Below are 18805 nucleotides of genomic sequence, written 5' to 3'. Positions count from 1 at the left end.
ACAGGGTATTCCGCAGCCGTTATGGCTTGCGGAATACCCTGTTTATGTTCTGATCTGATTCGTTGCGCGTGCTATTTGCCGAGCAGCTTGTAAATCACCTGCGCACTCTCTGCACGGGTTAACTGTCCTTGCGGCGCAAAGAGATGATGGTCTCTGCCTTGCACAAGTTTAAGCTCTACGGCAGCATTCACATAAGCATGTGCCCATTCACTGATACTGGAGGCATCCGCGAATAAGACCTGGCCTGTTGAGGATGCCAGAACCTTGCCCTGTTTGAACTCCAGAGCACGGATAATCATCACCGCCATTTCCTCACGGCTGATTGTAGCATCCGGGGCAAAGGCAGTGCTGCTGCGCCCGTTAACAATGCCTGATTTGACGGCAGCGGCTACATAAGAGGAGTACCAGGCATCCGCCCGGACATCAGCGAATAACACTCTCCCTTCCCCTGACAGTCCGAGTGCACGCATCAGCAATGCTGTAAACTCTGCACGCGTCACGTTTCTTGCAGGTTCAAATTCAGCAGCCGATACTCCTGTTGCCACCTGTTTGGCTGCAAGTGATTTAATGGCAGCAGAAGCCCAGTGGGTATCAGGCACATCCTTGAACACTGTATTTATCTGAAGTGCTGCATACTTGCTGAAATGTGTAACTGCAGCAGTAAGTGAACCATCCGCTGGTGCTGCGCCCCCAATATACTTCAGCTCACCGTTATCTCCCAGATAGAACACACCTGTCCAATCCTTAACCGGGTTGCCCTGAAGCTTAAGCGTCAAAGTAACCGGCTGCTTGAACGTTGTAACAGGCAGGCTGGTCCCGTCTTTTTTGATAATCTGCAGTTTAAGGTCGTATACCCCGGATGCAGCAGTAGCAGCCGTGTTCTCCTTACTGAATCTCTTGACTGCATCCTGCGCTGCAGCTTCGCTAAGCGGAGTCAGCTCCAGCAGGATATGTGAACTGTCCGCATCCGCACCTGTAACCATGGCCTGAATATCAGCCAGCACAGCATTCGGGATTGTAACGGACAGCCCCTCCGAGTGAATAACCAGCCCGTTATTCCCCAGCAGCTTAGCTGCCTGGACCGGCAGCAGCACGGAAGTCTTGCCCTGATCCAGACTGAGTTCTACTCTGCCATCCTTGCCATTTCGAAGATCCTGGTCACTTATAATCTGTGTACCTGCCGGAACTGCCGTTGGCCCTGGCGTTGGTGTTGGCTTTACCGTTGGCTTTACAACGGAACTAGTTTCGGATTCTGCCGCTGGTGTTGGCGTTGGTGTTGGTGTTGGTGTTGGTGTTGGTGTTGGCGGTACTACAACTGTCTCCGCCGCCAGAATCACCGTCCCCCCGTCATCTCTGCCCGGCAGATCAATCCTAATCTTCCGGTCAACCGATACCTTATACAGCTTACCGCTGTACTCATCTCTCACAGAAGACAAGGCCGCAAAAGGCACGGGAATCTCTGCACTCAGACCTTCCTTCTTCGTGTTGATTACCGTAACCACGTTATCGTTCCCGTATTGCTTGTTGAAGGCCAGATATCCCAGATCATCGGAGCCCGCAAGCTTGGTGCGGATACCTTTGGCATATAGCTGCGAATATTCCGCCCTAATGTTCAGCAGCTTCTGATAATGATCATGAAGTCCCTGCTCTGCAGTAAGCTGATCCCAAGGCATATCGCCCCGGTTTTCGCTGAACTCGCCGCTTGCCATATCCCCGGCATTTTTACCGGACCGGCCCAGCTCTTCCCCATAGTAAATCACCGGCTGGCCCTTGGCCGTGATCTGCAGCGCGGCAGCGATCTTGAGCTTACCCTTGTCCCCGTCCACGTAGTCTGTAAGGAAACCATCCTCATCGTGGCTGCTGAGGAATTGTGCCATCACCCCGGTATTGCTGATCTTCGCTTCGCGCTCCTGCAGATAAGCATCCACAGCATTAATGGTGCCGTCTGCGAACAGCTTGGCCTGATCATTAAAGCTAAAATCAAGCAAACCGTCCATTTGCCCGCTCTGCAGCATGCCGCCGTCATTATCGGCGGTTCCGCCGAAGTATTCGCCGACCATTTTGAAGCCCGGATCTATAGCCGTCAGCGCATTTTTAAATGCTTTCCAGGTTGCGCTCTCCACATGTTTGACCGTATCAACGCGGAAATAGTCGATTGTATCTCCCCGCTCTGTCCGGGCATTATCCAGCCAGCCTGTCTGCCAGGCAATGATCTGCTTGCGTACCGCAGGATCCTCCGTCTTGAAGTCCGGCAATCCGCTGAGCTCGCCTTTGATGACATCCGTATCGGCTTGAACGCCGTCCGTACGCAGCATTCCCGCAAAACGCGCTTTGTCCTCTGCAGCCACCTGCGGATTGACGTCATCCTCCTTCAACCCGTAGCCTGTATGATTAAGCACTACATCGACCATAATCTTGATGCCCTTGTCATGCGCCTTCTCGATCAGCTCCTTGAAGGTCTCCATGTCCCCAAGATGCTCATCAAGCTTAGTGAAATCCTTGGCCCAATACCCGTGATAAGCATATTGTTTGCCGCCAAAGCTTAACCCCTGGTTGAAATCAATATTGTCTACAACCGGCGTGATCCAGAGCGTGTTGATGCCCAGCTCCTGCAGATAATCAAGCTTGCCGATCATCCCCCTGAAATCGCCGCCATGATAGGCTTCAAGATGTGCCTTGTCCACATTCTCATTGTTGTCAGGGTCACCGTCCTTGAAGCGGTCGGTCAGTGCGAAATAGATCCGCGCCTCATCCCAGTCGAAATCAAGCTTGGAACCGCTGTAGGTTCTGGCTTTCACCTCGATTTCAGCAGACTGTCTGTGCAGATTGCCATACTGGTCTACAAGCACGATTGGAATGCTTTTGATACCCGCCGGCACGTTATCCTTCACTGCTACGGTCTGCTGCATAAGCTCTGTATCGAATTTGACCTTGGCTGGTCCTCCCAGAGCGGTAAGATCCAGATAAGCGTCTTTATAGGACACTTCCTCTGTGGAGACAGCCTTCACCGTTACTACAGCATTCTCATTGGAGGTTACAGCCGTCGGATTCACCGTTGCCGTAATGTTAACCTCCGGTTTGTGATAGTACAGGGAGGATTCTCCGCCCACCGTGTTGTGCGGGTCGCTGAACTCGCGGGTCACTCCGTCCTTAGTTACGATGAAGGTATACTTATAAATGCCTTCCTCCAGACCGCTCAGCCGGTAGCTGAACCATTCCTTGGCCGGATCATACTCCATCGGATATTCTTTGCCGTTCACCTTCACTTTAATGTCTGTTATCGCAGACACATCGCCGCCGCGGAACAGCTCGTCATCACGGTACAGGAAGGTTATGGCTTCATCCTGCATCAGCGGACCGCTGATGCCCGGAGTGATTTCCAGCTCTTTGACCATGCTGGTTACATGGACTTTGGTAAAGGCCTCTCCGGGAGTCAGAGCAATATAGCGGTCATCTGAAATATCCTGCTTATTGTCAGGCCACTCCAGACCTTTTATGAGAACAAAGCCTACCTGGGTTGCGTCTTTGCCTACTTCAATCAGAACCATCGAGCTTGCTGAATCTCCTGCGGGCTCGGGGAGCTTCACCTCACCGTCTGTTGCCCCGGTATACCACAGCCATACACTCCAATCCTTATAAATCCTGTCTTCCCGGGTGTAAGTGAACTGCACATACCGTTTGGTTTCTACTGGCGGGCTGGTTACTTCTACAGTCACATTCGCGGACACGCCGCCATAGGTAATGGTAAGGATCGCTGTTCCAGCCTTAATCCCCTTCACCAGCCCTTTGCTTGTCACTGTGGCTACTTCCGGTTTATCGGATACATACAGCGCTTTGGCGGTCACTTTGCTTGAAGTGCCATCCGCATATTTGGCCGTGACCACAGTCTGATGCGCGGCCCCTTCCTTCAGCGAATAGCTGGCCTGGTCAGTCTCCAGCAGAGACACTACTGCTGCGGCTGCATCCTTGCGGATAATTACAGATGTGAGCGGGTCGAGGGTGATGGAATCCGCCGTCAGGCTGAATCCGCTCTGGTCCGCAGCAGAAATCGCATCGGTCCCGGCTTCGTCATTGTCGGCAAGCACAGTACCGTCACTCAAATTCTCCGGCAAAGAAAGTGTTCTTGTCTTGCTGTCACCGTTCATGAAGACATAATAGATCCCGGTTCCATCCGTTGCCTTGCTTGTATAACCGATCACCAGATCATCCTTCTGCATTTCAGGTGACTCGATAAGCTTGACATTGGAATTCACGAGACTGATGTCGCCCAGCCGGAAAGCGTTGGTAGACTTTCTGAGCTTAATCAGCCCGGCCGTGTATTCTCTGGTCGCATTCTGCACCGGAAAGTTCACTTCATCCGTTGCTGCGGCCCAGTCGAAAGCATTGACCGCATCCGACGAATCGTAGGAATCGTTGATGAAATAACTGACCGATTGATCAGCCGCATCGCGGACTTCGGTATATTTCTGCTCGGGAATCCCCGTAGCCAACCATTGCTTGGTACGCCCGTACTCCTGACCCGCTTGCAGGAATGCGGTACCCTGCGAAGTCAGCAGCAGCATATTCCCGAGCCTGATCCGCTTCTGGATCTCCAGCTCATTCGCCGCGTTCTGCGGATTCTTGTGAAGGGCCAGGGCAATGACATCATGGAGCGTCAGATTATCATGCGCTTCAATGTATTGCACGATATCTCCCGGATCATCTGCCGGAATATTGGAAGGCTGCGCTTTGATATTGTTCAAGATCGTCGTCAAGGGGCGCGCTCCGCCCGTAATGAACCGCGGATCTCCTTCGGAGCCGTACCCGGATTTCAGCTCATTGCGGAATTCATCGGAGAATACGCCGACACTGTCCGTCTTATCCATCCATTTCTGATCAGCAGCCTTGCCTTTGAGGGATGGATCCGAAGCCTCGCCCCCGAAGGTAATCCAGCCCTCCCCGATGAACAGCGCCTTAGGATTAATGGCAGCCGCTGCGTCATAAGCAGCCTGTACCGCATCTGCTGTGGCATCGCCCATCATGTCCCACCGCATCCCGTCGATTTTGTACTCCTGGAACCAGTATTTTACGGAATCGACCATCAGCTTCTCGGCCATCTTATGGCTGGTTGCCAGATTGTTGCCGAAGCCGCCGATGAAGTTGCCCGCCGGGTCCTGGAAGGCATAATAATTAGGCACGATGTCATTCAGTAATTCTTTTTTGGCCATATGGGTGTACACAACATCAAGAATGACGCCCATCCCGGCTTCATGCACCGCATCGATCAAGCCTTTCAGCTCTTTGATCCGCTCTTCCGGATCTGCCGGATTGCGGGAATACGCCCCGTCCGGAGAGAAATAGCTGTGCGGATCATAACCCCAGTTATATTCATTGCCTTGAGCGGAATAGTCCAGCTCCCTGTCTTCCATCCCGGTCTCGTCCCCGTAATACCAGGCCATCACCGGAAGCAGCTGAATGTGGGTGACACCCAGGGATTTGATATAATCCAGCTTTGACTCAAAAGCCGCATAAGACCCCCAGCGTTCCCCGCCGAGACTCGACTGGATAGCCGGATCGGAGGTGAAATCCCTGATATGCGCCTCATAGATAATGGCGTCCTCACGATCCTCATAGCCGGCAATGTCTGCAGCCTGGAAGCCCTCGGGATCCGTAGCGCTTAAATCCACAATGGCTGCCTTGCCCACCGTATCACCGCCTGCACCTGCCTCTCCCGCCGTATTCACGGTGAATACAGCCATGGATTTGGCATAGGGATCAAGCACCTGCTTAGTTACTCCCTCATTGGTCACTTCATACTGGTAATAGAAGTCTCTGACATCCTCTGCGCCGGGTGCACCGGTCAGATCAGCAGGAGTCAGCTCCGCCGTCCAGACTCCTTTGTCACCCAGAGTCAGTCCGGCGCGGCCTACGGTGAGATTAGCGTCAGCTTTATCGTAGACCACCGCAGTTACTGAGCTCGCTTTCGGTGCCCAAAGCTTCAGGGTTGCCGACTTGCCGGCCTTATGGTACGTGGCCCCGAGATCGTCACCTGTGTAATTATATAGCTCATCCATCATTCTCCAGCCGGCGGAAGCGGATACAGTTTTGCCTGCATACGTTACACTCAGCGGGATTTTCTTCAGATCAAATGCACCGGTAGTCACTTCAACCGAAGTTGCGCCAGTAACCGCCACACCTGTAACAGGAACAGAGGCTCCTTCCGAGTCCTTTATAGAAATGGCTGTTTTTAAAGCATCCGCCGTGAGCCCGTCCGTTAACGTAAACTCGAGCCATAGTTTGCTTGCGGACAATATATCTGCGGATAACAGCCCAACCGGTGTCTCGCCAAAAGGTGAAGTATAGACGTTCGGGTCATTCTCCTTCACCCACAGCTGATTGTAACGGTCCAGAAAAGCGAAGCTTTTGTTCTCATTGCCCGCCGGACCGTCTTTGTCTCCGTTTGCAGGCTTCATAACGATGAAACTGATAGCCTTGGCATTCTCCTTCAGCGGAATATCCGCATAGGCTCCGAAGGAATCCCTGTGTTCGGGCGCAAAAGGAGTTGCGTCTTTGGGCCACACATTAGACGGCGTCACAACATCATCCCACAGCCACAGGCCGTATTGGCTCTGATTGTTGTCGGAACGCATGTAATGAATCCGCACTGTATTCGCCGGAAGCTCCACCGGTTCATAAGGGGTTACTTTATTCGAGCCTTCCGTGATCCAGACTTCATTGGTCTGCGGAGTACTGATGATGCTGGTCTTGTCCCCGTCCTCCATTTCCTTAACCCCGGTAGTCCGGTTTACCACGAGGAACGAGATCGTCTTCGCCCCATCCTTCACAGGCAGATCGACATAAGCGCCGTAGGCATCGGTTTGTCCATCAGGGAAAGGAACGGCATCCTTAGGCCAATTCACGGACGGCGATACAACATCGCCCCATGTCCATAAAGCCTGACCGGCATAATCACCGGCAGCACGGTGGTAATGAACTCTTATATGTCCGGCAGGAACAGGCACGGCCGTACCCGGTTCAGAAGGAACCGTGTAATGGGCAGACACACTGTTGTCCTGCGTTTTATACTTGAATGTTACAGGTAATGCGGAGGGAAGCTTAAGCTCCTGCGCCGTATCCGGATAGGAGACTCCACCCGATGGGTCAGCGCCCGGAAGATAAATCTGGTACGTATAACTGCCGGCAGGAAGTAAGGCCATCTGCTCATAGACCCCGTCGAAGTCAGGATCGGTTAGCAGTGTACGGGCATCTGCCGGGGAATCATTGTGCTCATCTCCAAGCGCAGTCTGCAGACTGCCGGTCACCCGGGGTAAACGGTCCGCAGGCACCGGTGAATAATACGTGGAATCTGCAATCGCTTTGGTAATGTCATTATAATAAAAGGTTACACTTGTCTCCTCACTTAATGTAATCTGAATGTTGCCGTCAGCATCTGTCCCGGCGGGATTAGTGTAGCTGCCATATCCGTAGTTTTCCGTCCACGCACCGTTAAGAGCCACTTTATATTGATAGGTCCCCTGCGGCAGCATGCCGGTGAAGGTGTACAGACCCTCCCCCCTGTAAGTCATTTGGGTTACGGTCGATTTCTCGTTCCAGTCCGCCGTTTCAGCAGGGTCCAGCCCTGTGAACTTACTCTGCAGGTCACCAACCAGCACAACCTTTGTCGTTTCTGCGCTGACTCTGGGCAGGTTTATGCCAAAGCCCGAGCATACAAGAGCGATAACCATCAAGATTGCAAAAGCCTTTTTTATCCGTAAAGCAAATTCCATTCCGTCAATCCCCCCATGAATGTTATGAACTTCAACCGCATGAACGGCAGAATCCCAATCTCCGGTTGCAGGATGTCTGCTGTAAAGATGGCTTGTCAGGCCCAACCGACCCCGATCCTCCTTGTCAAATTCCAAAATCGTGCCATCACGCCCTCAATTCGCCCTTCCCATTGTGCAAACGTTTGCAATCATTTGTGCACAAACCTTTATCCATTGACTCAGGGCAGCGACATAAATATTCTGCATAAACCCGGACTTTGTAAACGCTTGCTTCATTTCGATTTCATACTAATCCGCCGGTAAAGTTATTGTCAACTAGTAATTTTCCAGAATATTCTCAAATATTTGCTTATAGTTGCACAATAATTAAGTCATTAATTGCATTAATTTGCACACTTCATATTCATCCACATGCTTTCGTTAATAACAAAAAGGCTGAGAAAGTCTAAATAAATCCTTATTTTATAAAGGAATATTGAAAATAAATTAGATATATCATCATCTGCATCAATCTAACAACGTTTGCACAGTTTTGGTGCAATGTCCGGGATGCCTCCAAACTGCCTCCCCCCACGGAAACCACTCCATTCATAAACATCCAGTGAATCCCTGTGGAAAGCTTGTGGCCTGCGCAGAAAAAATGTTCATTTCATCACTTTCTATGCCAGTATTGTGCAACACACCGGGTTTATCTATTTACAATCATCAGCACTTCGATTAATATTACTGTGTAAAGCAAACGGTTCCATAAGGAGGTTTCTATGACAGTTACCATTAAGGACGTGGCCAAGAAAGCGGGAGTTTCTCCCTCCACGGTCTCCCGGGTGTTGTCAGGCCATCCCAGAATCAGCCTAGAAACTTCCCGTAAGGTTAAAGTGATTATGGAGGAAATGGGCTACACCCCGAACATGATGGCCAAAAGTCTCGTTTCCAAGACAACCAACAGTATTTGCATCATTCTTCCGAAACCGGCTGAAGAGCTGTTCTCCAATTTGTTTTTTATGGAATTAATCCGCGGGATCGTCACCCAGTCCAGCCGTTCCGGCTATGATGTGCTGATCAGCTCCGGGGCAAATGAGAAGGAAGAGCTTGAAGCCGTCTCACGCTTGCTCAAAGGACGCCGCGTGGACGGCGTTATTCTGCTGTATTCCCGTAAAGATGATGCGGTGATCGATTTTCTGGAATCAGGCGGCTATCCCTTCGTGCTGGTTGGACGAAGCGACCGCTATGAGGATATATTGTCAGTCGACAATGATAATATCATGGCTGCTTATGATGCAACGAACCACCTTATTTCCATGGGTCATGAACGCATTGGCTTCGTCAGCGGCCCGCCGAATCTTATCGTTTCGCGCGACCGTCTGGAAGGCTACCGTAAGGCAATGCAGAATAAAGGTCTTGAAATGAAGGCGGAATGGATTGTCGAAGGCGAGTTTCTGCAGGACAGCGGCTACCGGGCGATGTCCTTCTTCATGAATCTCCCGAACCGTCCGACGGCACTTGTTGCGGTGGATGATATGGTCTCTTTCGGGGTATTGCGCGGACTGAATGAGCTGAAATACAAGGTCCCTGAGGATCTGGCGATTGTCAGCTTTAACAATATTCCGCTCTCGGAATTGTCCAGCCCGCCAATCAGCAGTATTGATATCGGAATCTATCATCTGGGCTATACGGCCTCACAGGTGCTGATTCAGAGTATTCAGAAGCCGGATAATCATGACGGATATACTAACCGTTTTGTCATTCCCCACCGTTTAATCGTACGGGAGTCATCGATGTATACTCCGGGTAAGCAGTGATTTCACACGCAGCAATGATGCACAAGCAGCAATGATTTTACATGCAGATAAATGAAGCTAATTACGCTTCATTTATTTTTTGGAGCTTTGTACAAACGTTTGCGCTAAATAGAATCGCACCACATTTGGATAGGATTTTCCGCCCTAGCCAAGCTTTAGCCCACGCCGGGAGCGCTGAGGGTGTTTCGCAGATGGATTGTTGTACGTGGTACAACATTTCCACCTTCCGAGGGCGTTTTGCAGACAAATTGTTGTACTTTATGCAACATTTCCGCCCAACTGGAGCGTTTTGCAGACGGATTGTTGTACTTAGTGCAACATTTCCGTCCAACTAGAGCGTTTCGCTGACGGATTGTTGTACTTTATGCAACATTCCCGCAATTTAACCAACTTTTCTTTTGGGTTGTTGTACGTAGTACAACAATTTTGCCAGCCGGAGGCGCTCAACCGAGGATTGTTGTACTTTATGCAACATTTCCGCCCAACTGGAGCGTTTCGCTGACGAATTGTTGTATCTGGTGCAGCATTTCCGCAATTTAACCAACTTTTCTTTTGGATTGTTGTACGTGGTACAACAATTCTGCCAGCCGTAGGCGCTCAGCCGAGGATTGTTGTACTTTATGCAACACTTCCGCCCAACTGGAGCGTTTCGCTGACGAATTGTTGTATCTGGTGCAGCATTTCCGCAATTTAACCAACTTTTCTTTTGAATTGTTGTACGTGGTACAACAATTCTGCCAGCCGTAGGCGCTCCACCGATGATTGTTGTACGTAGTGCAGCATTCCCACCCATTTATTGTGACGCGCCCATTCGGCGCGATTCTCAAAATAGATTATATCCACTTACATTTTAGGAGGTTCATTATGTCAGAAATCAAAGCTTGCCTGTTCGATCTGGACGGTGTACTCGTCGACACCGCCAGATACCACTATATTGCCTGGAGAGAGCTGGCGGAGGAGCTCGGATTCGTCTTCACCGAACACGATAATGAGCGGCTCAAAGGCGTCAGCCGGGCCGCTTCCCTGAATATCCTGCTGGAGATCGGCGGTATCGAGCCTGGAGAAGATGAGAAAGCAAGACTAGCCGAGCAGAAGAACAACCGCTATGTCGAATACATCGCCAAGATGGACAGCTCAGAGATTCTGCCCGGCGCGCTGGACTTCCTGAAGGAATGCCGGGAACACGGCATCAAGGTAGCCCTGGGCTCCGCCAGCAAGAATGCGATGACCATCCTGAACAATACCGGCCTTACCCCCTACTTCGATGCGATCATTGACGGCACGCACACCAGCGCAGCCAAACCTGATCCGGAGGTCTTCCTGCTGGGAGCACAGGCAGTCAATATCGCTCCTGAACACTGCGTAGTCTTCGAGGATGCTGAAGCCGGCATCCTGGCCGCCACCCGTGCCGGCATGCGCAGCGTCGGCATCGGTTCGCCCGAGACGCTGGGCGCAGCGAATCTGGTGGTCCCTTCGTTGCAGCAGATCAGCGTTGCCGCACTAAGGGAATCTTTTGCCTCTGTTTGACGAATATTAACAGCTGCTGCGTAATATGATTCCTTGTCTTCTGCCCTACTCTTTATAAAAGAACTGAAAATGGTCATTAAAATTATGGGGATGAAGCCGCGGAGCGGAAGTTTGGAACTGTAGGAGCGTTAGCGTCCGCCTTTATAATCAGATTTCATCAGCTGAATATCGCTTACTAATAGAGAAATCTGATTATAACAGCGGCCGGAAGTCCAAACATTCCGCGCAGTGGCGACGGAGGCACCGTAATTTTAGTACAACAGGTTTAGTTCATTTTATATACCTCATTCCCCCATCTAAAAGGAGCCAATAACAATGAAACAATACCTCAAAATTGATGAATGGTCCATCATCGAAGAATCCTTTGATCCGCAGACCCAGGAAATTTCCGAAAGCGTATTTAGCATCGGGAACGGGTACATGGGCGGCAGAGCCAACTTCGAAGAACAATACAGCGGGCACAGCCTGCAAGGCAGCTACATGGCTGGTGTATACTACCCTGACAAGACACGGGTCGGCTGGTGGAAAAACGGCTATCCGGAGTATTTTGCCAAAGTCCTCAACAGCACCAACTGGATCGGCATCAACGTTGAAGTTGACGGCATTCCGCTCGATTTGGCAGCCTGCACAGTCAGCGAATTCCGCCGTGTACTTAATATGAAGGAAGGCACTCTCTCCCGCAGCTTCACAGCCACGACCGCAGACGGCAAAGAAGTGAAAGTGGAGAGCATCCGCATCGTCAGCATGGTCCGCCATGAGATTGGCGCGATCCGCTACTCCATCCAGCCGCTCAATTTCTCCGGTGAGATTACCGTGACTCCTTATCTGGATGGCGATATCAAGAACAAGGATTCCAACTACGACGAGAAGTTCTGGAACGAGGTCGAGAAGAAAGCGGAACCGGCGGGCGGACACCTCACCCTGAAGACCAAAAAGCTTGATTTTCACGTAACCTCAGCCTATGTCTATGACATTCTGGTCAACGGCGAACCAACAGCCGCAGAAGCAGAATCTATCGAGCAGGAGAAATATGTAGGCAGCAAAGTAACGATTCCGGTACAGTCCGGCGATCAGGTGGTTATTTATAAGTATGCCGCCAATGTCACCTCCCGCAATTACGGGCTGGGCCAGCTGGTAGACGCCGCACGGACCGCCTTGCAGAGTGCGCGTGAAGCCGGATTTGTAGCGCTTTTGACCGAACAGGCTGCGGCTTGGGGCGATAAGTGGAAGGAAAGCGACATTATTATTGAGGGTGACGTGTCGGCGCAGCAGGCAATCCGGTTTAATATTTTCCAGCTGAATCAGACCTATACGGGCGAAGATGACCGTCTCAATATCGGACCGAAGGGCTTCACCGGGGAAAAATACGGAGGCAGCACTTACTGGGATACGGAAGCTTATTGTGTGCCTTTCTATCTCAGTACCGCCGACTCCTCGATTGCCCGCAATCTGCTGATCTACCGTTACAAGCATCTGGAGAAAGCCAAAGAAAATGCCCTAAAGCTCGGTTACAAAAAAGGCGCACTCTACCCGATGGTGACGATGAATGGTGAGGAGTGCCATAACGAGTGGGAGATTACGTTTGAAGAAATTCACCGCAACGGCGCGATTGCTTACGCAATTTACAACTATGTGAACTATACCGGCGACAAGGCTTATCTCGGCCAATACGGGCTTGAGGTGCTGGTAGAGATCTCCCGCTTCTGGGAAGAACGCGTGCACTATGTGCCGCATAAGGACAAATATGTAATGCTCGGTGTAACCGGCCCGAATGAATACGAGAACAATGTCAACAATAACTGGTATACGAACCGGATTGCCGCCTGGACCATGGAATATACCCTGGAAGCGTTGGCGTACCTGCAAGAGAATGAAGGCACACGTTATGCAGAGCTGGCCGACAAGCTGGAGCTGCTGGAGAGCGAAACGGCGCAGTGGAACGAGATTATCGCCAAAATGTACTACCCGGCTGATGAAGAACGCGGCATCTTCCTGCAACAGGATGGCTTCCTCGACAAGGAGATTATCCAGGTGAAGGATGTGCTGCCGGAAAACCTGCCGCTGAACCAGAAATGGTCCTGGGACCGCATCCTGCGCTCCTGCTTCATTAAACAGGCGGATGTGCTGCAAGGGCTCTACTTCCTGGGAGACCGCTATGATCTGGATACCAAAAAGCGCAATTTCGACTTCTATGAGCCGATCACCGTGCACGAGTCCTCCCTCTCCCCTTGTATCCATGCCATTCTGGCCTGCGAGCTGGGCTACAAAGAGAAGGCTTATGAGATGTATCTGCGCACTTCGCGGCTGGATCTCGATAATTACAATAATGATACGGAAGACGGCTGCCATACGACCAGCATGGCGGGTACATGGATGTCAATCGTACACGGCTTCGGAGGACTCCGGGTGCTGGGCGACCGGCTGACCCTGAACCCTTCCAACCCGGGACACTGGACCTCTTATTCGTTCAAAATCATGTTCCGCGGTTCCCGTCTGAAGGTCACAGTTACCGATGTACAGGTTACGGTTAGTAATGAAACCGATGTTCCGGCATCCCTCACGATTCATGGCAAGGAGTATACGGTGAACGGACTGAGCAGTGTGACTGCTGACGGCTCTTCGGTAACTGTGTAGTCTCTGTCTCCCCAGCCCCGGAGGCATTAAGCTTCTTCGGGGCTTTTTTTATAAGTTGAACTTGTGAAGACAATAAAAAGATGAAAGTAACGGAGGGGAATTTCGGAACTGTAGGAGCGGTAGCGTCCGCCTGAAAGCTTTCCGTAGGAAAGCTCGCTTCGGAAGCATGTGCTGTCACCGGATTTCTACCGCGATCAGCGGTTTAATCAGGAAATCTGGGGACAACAGCGGCCGGAAGTCCGAAAATCACCGCAGTAACGGCCAACATCAGCATTGGAGTATCTCTAGGTCAAATTCTAAATAAAATCTCAAAGGAGCCCACCCAAATGAATAGAGCCTTTTGGAAAGAAGCCGTAGTCTATCAGATCTATCCCCGCAGCTTCCAGGACAGCAATGGAGACGGAATCGGGGACCTGCAGGGGATCATCTCCCGGCTGGATTATCTCCAGAAGCTGGGCGTCGATGTCGTCTGGCTGTCGCCGGTCTACAAATCACCGAACGATGACAATGGTTATGATATCAGCAACTACGAGGATATTATGGATGAATTCGGTACGCTGCAGGACTGGGAGGAGCTGCTGGCCGGACTGCATGCACGCGGCATCAAGCTGATGATGGATCTTGTGATTAACCACTCCTCGGACGAGCATGCCTGGTTCGCGGAATCCCGCGCCTCCAAGGATAACCCCTGCCGCGATTATTATATCTGGCGTCCCGCCGGACCGGATGGCGCGCTGCCGAACAACTGGAGCTCCATCTTCAGCGGACCGGCCTGGGAGAAGGATGAGGCGACGGGCGAATATTATCTGCATCTGTTCTCGCGCAAGCAGCCGGATCTGAACTGGGAGAATCCGGAGCTGCGGGAAGCGCTCTATAAAATGATTGCTTTTTGGCTGGACAAAGGTGTAGACGGGCTGCGGATGGATGTCATCAACATGATCTCCAAAGTAGAAGGGCTCCCTTCCGCACACCATGAGGGCCTGGCTCCCGGTGAGCTGGCCGGTGGCGGAGAGTATTATATGAATGGACCGCGGGTTCATGAGTATCTCCAGGAAATGAATCGTGAAGTTCTCTCCAAATATAATGTAATGACCGTCGGCGAGACGCCGGGAGCAACTGTAGAAGACGCCATTCTCTATACTGACGAAGATCGGCATGAGCTGCAGATGGTGTTCCAGTTCGAGCATATGGATGTCGACTCCGGCCCGGGCGGCAAGTGGAATGTGGTTCCGTGGACACTGAAGGGGCTGCGCGATATTTTGCACAAATGGCAGGTAGGCTTGGCGGACAAAGGCTGGAACAGCCTCTATCTCAATAACCACGATCAGCCGCGGATGGTCTCCCGGTTCGGGGATGACGGCAAATACCGTGTGATTTCGGCCAAAATGCTCGCTACCCTGCTGCACACGCTCAAAGGTACACCTTATATCTACCAGGGTGAGGAAATCGGCATGACCAACGTGAAATTCCCTGTGCTGGAGGACTACAAGGATATAGAGATTCTCAATATGTACCGGGAAAAGGTTACGGAAGGCGGCGGAGATCATGAGACGGTTCTTCAGTCGATTCACACCAAAGGCCGCGATAATGCCCGTACCCCCATGCAATGGGACGCCTCAACGAATGCCGGTTTCACCGCTGGCACACCTTGGCTCAAGCTCAATCCGCGCTACACAGAGATCAATGTGGAACAGGCGCTGGCCGATCCTGACTCGGTATTCTACTATTATCAGCGGCTGATTAGCCTGCGCAAGCAGCATCTGATCATGGTGTATGGTGAATATGAGCTGCTTTTGCCGGAGCATGAATATATCTACGCGTACACCCGGACACTGGGCGGTGAGAAATGGCTGGTGCTGCTGAACTTCTGTGACACACCGCAGACTGTAGAGCTGCCTGACGAGCTGAACGCCGTAACCGAAACGATTATTGGTAACTATCCGGAGGAGCCGGCGCCCATGGACCGCAGTACGCTGCGTCCGTATGAAGCGAGAGTCTGCCGGTTAGGCTAGTTTTGCCGGAAGCTGACAAACCCCTTGAAATATGACATCATAGGATCATAGACTGTAGGCCGTTGACTGTACCTGTCTCAGATGAGCAGAGAATAACAGGACCAGCCCGTAGGCCGCGTGATAATATGAACTTAAAGGGAGATGGCAAACTTGGAATGGCTGATCCGAATGAAGAATGCGCTGGATTATATGGAGAGCAGAATGACCGGACCGCTGCGGATCGAAGAGATTGCCGCAGTGGCATATGTCTCCCCTTTCCACTTCCAGCGCATGTTCAGCATGCTGACCGGCGTCACCGTAGCAGACTATATCCGCAAACGCAGATTGACTCTGGCCGCTCAAGAGCTGGCCATTTCAAACATCCGGGTGCTGGATGTCGCACTGAAATACGGATATGACTCCCCGGAGTCATTCGCCAAAGCGTTCCGCAAAGCGCATGGGCTTACCCCCTCTGCCGCGCGCGAACCCGGGGTACAGCTCAAAGCCTTCCCGCGCCTCTCTTTCCATCTGTCATTGAAGGGAGATCAGGAAATGGATTACAAAATCGTGAATAAAGAAGCTTTTACCGTTATCGGCAAATCAATGGAGGTTACCTGCAAGGACGGGGAGAATTTCCGCAGAATTCCGCAGTTCTGGAATGAATGCAATGAAGACGGCACATCAGATAAGCTGATTGAGTTCGGCTTACGCGAAGAATGGCTCGGCATCTGTATGAATATGAATATGGAGACGGAAATGCTGTCTTATTGGATCGGAGTTGAAGCAGACGCGTCCACTGACCCGCAGGCGTATGAGACTACAGTGGTTCCGGCTGCGACCTGGGCGGTATTCAAATCCGTAGGAGCTATGCCTGATGCAATTCAAGGGGTCTGGCAGCGCATTTTCCAGGAATGGTTCCCGGGAACGGGCTACGAGCATACAGGCGGACCCGAATTTGAGCTGTATCCGCCAGGCGATACATCAGCAGAGGATTATGTCTGCGAAATATGGATTCCTGTAATGAAGAAATAATTGTTCAGGCTGTACCGGAAACGGCTTCGTTGTCCCTACAAGGACGATGAGGCCGTTTTTGCATGTGCGGAGGCTTAGTTGAGATCGGCTACTGAAGAAGCGGTATCCCCGCAAACCTCACAAGCTAGCATTTTTTATTTTGAGATTCCAGGTAGGCTTGGTATAATAAACAGATTATAGGGTCTTAATATAGTGTATTGTCATCCAAGATTGGTGAAGGAGATATTCATGTCTATCGTAAAAATCTTTTCAGACAGCACTTCCGATTTGCCGCAAGGCTGGAAGGAAACGTATGATATCGGCATTGTCCCGTTATATGTAGTTTTTGAAGACGGCACCTTCAAGGATGGTGTAGAGATTACACCCGAAGAAGTGTACCGCCGTGTCGCCGCAAATGGTGCATTGCCCAAGACGGCAGCCCCTTCCCCGGCTGATTTCATTGCCGCTTTTCAGCCGGTCGTGAGCGCTGGCGGAGATATCGTCTATATCAGTCTTTCTTCTTCTTTATCCTCTACATATCAGAATGCCCTGCTGGCCGCAGGCGAGTTCCCTGAAGGCCGGGTACATGTTGTGGATTCCCGGACGTTATGCGGCGGGATCGCCTTGCTGGTCATGAAAGCCGCCCGCGCCGCAGCCAAAGGCCACAGTGCGGCCGACATCGCCGCTATGATCGAAGCCTCCCGTGAACGGGTGGAATCCGAGTTTGTCGTCGATACGCTGGATTACTTATATATGGGCGGACGCTGCTCAGGCATGCAGAACTTTATCGGCAGCCTGCTGAAGATCCGGCCTGTACTGCGGCTGGTGGACGGGGCGATTGTACCCGTTGCCAGAATCCGCGGCAAGAAGGAAAAGGCTGTAGAACAGATGCTTCAGCACGCACTTGCGAATGCAGCCGGCATGGACAAGGAGCTGCTCATTGTTGCCCATACCCTTGCTGAAGAGGATGCCCGGTATCTGGAGAAGGCACTGCGAGAGCAGACAGGTGTGGATGAAATTGCCGTAATCCATGCCGGCTGCGTGATCGGCAGCCACTGCGGGCCTGCTACAGTGGGTCTCATGTATATGCACTAGAATAATTAAGCTCTACCTTAGACGAATCTTTATCTGCAGCTAATGCAGATAAGGATTCGTTTTTAGTTGTTGCATAGTAAAAAAAGTATAGTAAAATCAGAAAGCAGCAATTTCCATTTTTATCAAGGAGGCATTATATGCAGGAGCAGATGGCACGTGCGAATAAGACGGCTTGGGAAACGAAAGCATATCAGGCCTGGATACAGCACCATGGATCACCTGAGGAGCTTGCCGGGCGGTTGAAGCAGGATCCAAGGCACCCGTTGCGGCATTGGCTGAAGTACATAGGCAACCCGGCAGGATTGAAGGTACTGAACCTGCTCGGTTCTCACGGAATGAAGGCGATTTGTTTCGCTTTGCTGGGTGCTGAGGTGACTGTCGTGGATATATCCGAAGAGAACCGGCTGTATGCCAGAGAAGTAGCGGCAGCGGCGGGTGTTAAGCTGAACTACATCTGTGCAGATGTCTTAAATATCCCCGGTGAGGAAGCTCTGGGAAGCTTCGACGTTGTCCTGATGGAGTTCGGGATTTTGCATTACTTTACGGATTTAAATGCTATTTTTTCTGTGGTCAGCAGAAGGTTAACGGCAAACGGCCGGCTCATGCTGACGGATTTCCACCCGTTCGCCAGGGCATGGATGACAACCCGGAATCTTCAGCATCCTACGGGTAATTATTTTGACGATACACTCAAGGAAGGTGAGGTTGCCTTTGCCAAGCTGCTTCCCGAAGAGGAACGGTCCGGATTAGCACAAGTGGTGACGCGGGGCTGGACTGTGGGCGATATTATCACTTCAGTAGCCTCTCAGGGGCTATATATCCGTACCTTTGAAGAAATCAGGAGTCCAGGGGACCCGAGATTCCCTGAATTCTACACGCTGATTGCGGATCATATTGAGGGGCAGCTGAACCCGCTATATCCTGGAACATCAGGCTAGCAAGCCGGCCGCAAAAACAAACAGCAAGTCTCCTCCCGGAGGCT

The 18805-nt window shown here is 51.5% G+C and carries 8 protein-coding genes; 7 read left to right on the top strand and 1 reads right to left on the bottom strand.

All coding sequences use genetic code 11. The features are described from left to right. Positions 1-71: 71 nt before the first annotated feature. On the bottom strand, positions 72-7766 hold the full coding sequence (locus NSU01_RS10225; RefSeq protein WP_076242852.1) for a pullulanase: 7695 nt from the start codon (positions 7764-7766) through the stop codon (positions 72-74). Between the two features lie 761 nt (positions 7767-8527). Between NSU01_RS10225 and NSU01_RS10220 the strand changes: the two genes are divergently transcribed. The 7 genes from NSU01_RS10220 (at position 8528) to NSU01_RS10190 (ending at position 18761) form a co-directional block, all read left to right on the top strand. After that, positions 8528-9565 carry a LacI family DNA-binding transcriptional regulator gene (locus tag NSU01_RS10220; protein WP_039307469.1) on the top strand — a complete coding sequence of 346 codons (1038 nt, stop codon included), beginning with the start codon at positions 8528-8530 and terminating at the stop codon, positions 9563-9565. 864 nt (positions 9566-10429) lie between these two features. Then, positions 10430-11092 (top strand): beta-phosphoglucomutase, encoded by a 663-nt coding sequence (gene pgmB, locus NSU01_RS10215; protein ID WP_042135240.1) that lies wholly within the window; start codon positions 10430-10432, stop codon positions 11090-11092. Positions 11093-11407: 315 nt separating this feature from the next. Next, entirely contained in the window at positions 11408-13726 is a 2319-nt protein-coding gene (locus tag NSU01_RS10210) for a glycoside hydrolase family 65 protein (RefSeq protein ID WP_042135238.1), read from the top strand. A 326-nt stretch (positions 13727-14052) separates the two neighbouring features. Beyond that, positions 14053-15738: an alpha-glucosidase gene (locus tag NSU01_RS10205; RefSeq protein WP_042135236.1), complete on the top strand. Its 1686-nt coding sequence runs from the start codon at positions 14053-14055 to the stop codon at positions 15736-15738. A gap of 150 nt (positions 15739-15888) precedes the next feature. After that, positions 15889-16749 carry an AraC family transcriptional regulator gene (locus NSU01_RS10200; RefSeq protein ID WP_179093424.1) on the top strand — a complete coding sequence of 287 codons (861 nt, stop codon included), beginning with the start codon at positions 15889-15891 and terminating at the stop codon, positions 16747-16749. Positions 16750-16977: 228 nt separating this feature from the next. Continuing rightward, positions 16978-17823, top strand: coding sequence for a DegV family protein (locus NSU01_RS10195; protein ID WP_042135233.1), 846 nt, complete (start codon positions 16978-16980; stop codon positions 17821-17823). Positions 17824-17960: 137 nt separating this feature from the next. After that, the gene (locus tag NSU01_RS10190) at positions 17961-18761 is read left to right on the top strand and encodes a class I SAM-dependent methyltransferase (RefSeq protein WP_042135231.1); all 801 of its coding nucleotides are present in this window, start codon (positions 17961-17963) and stop codon (positions 18759-18761) included. Positions 18762-18805: the final 44 nt, after the last annotated feature.

The sequence above is a fragment of the Paenibacillus sp. FSL H8-0259 genome (assembly GCF_037963255.1).
In the GTDB taxonomy this organism is placed as follows: domain Bacteria; phylum Bacillota; class Bacilli; order Paenibacillales; family Paenibacillaceae; genus Paenibacillus_AQ; species Paenibacillus_AQ phytohabitans.
Note: the sequence above shows the minus strand (reverse complement) of the source record. Positions and strands in the feature narration are given on the sequence as shown.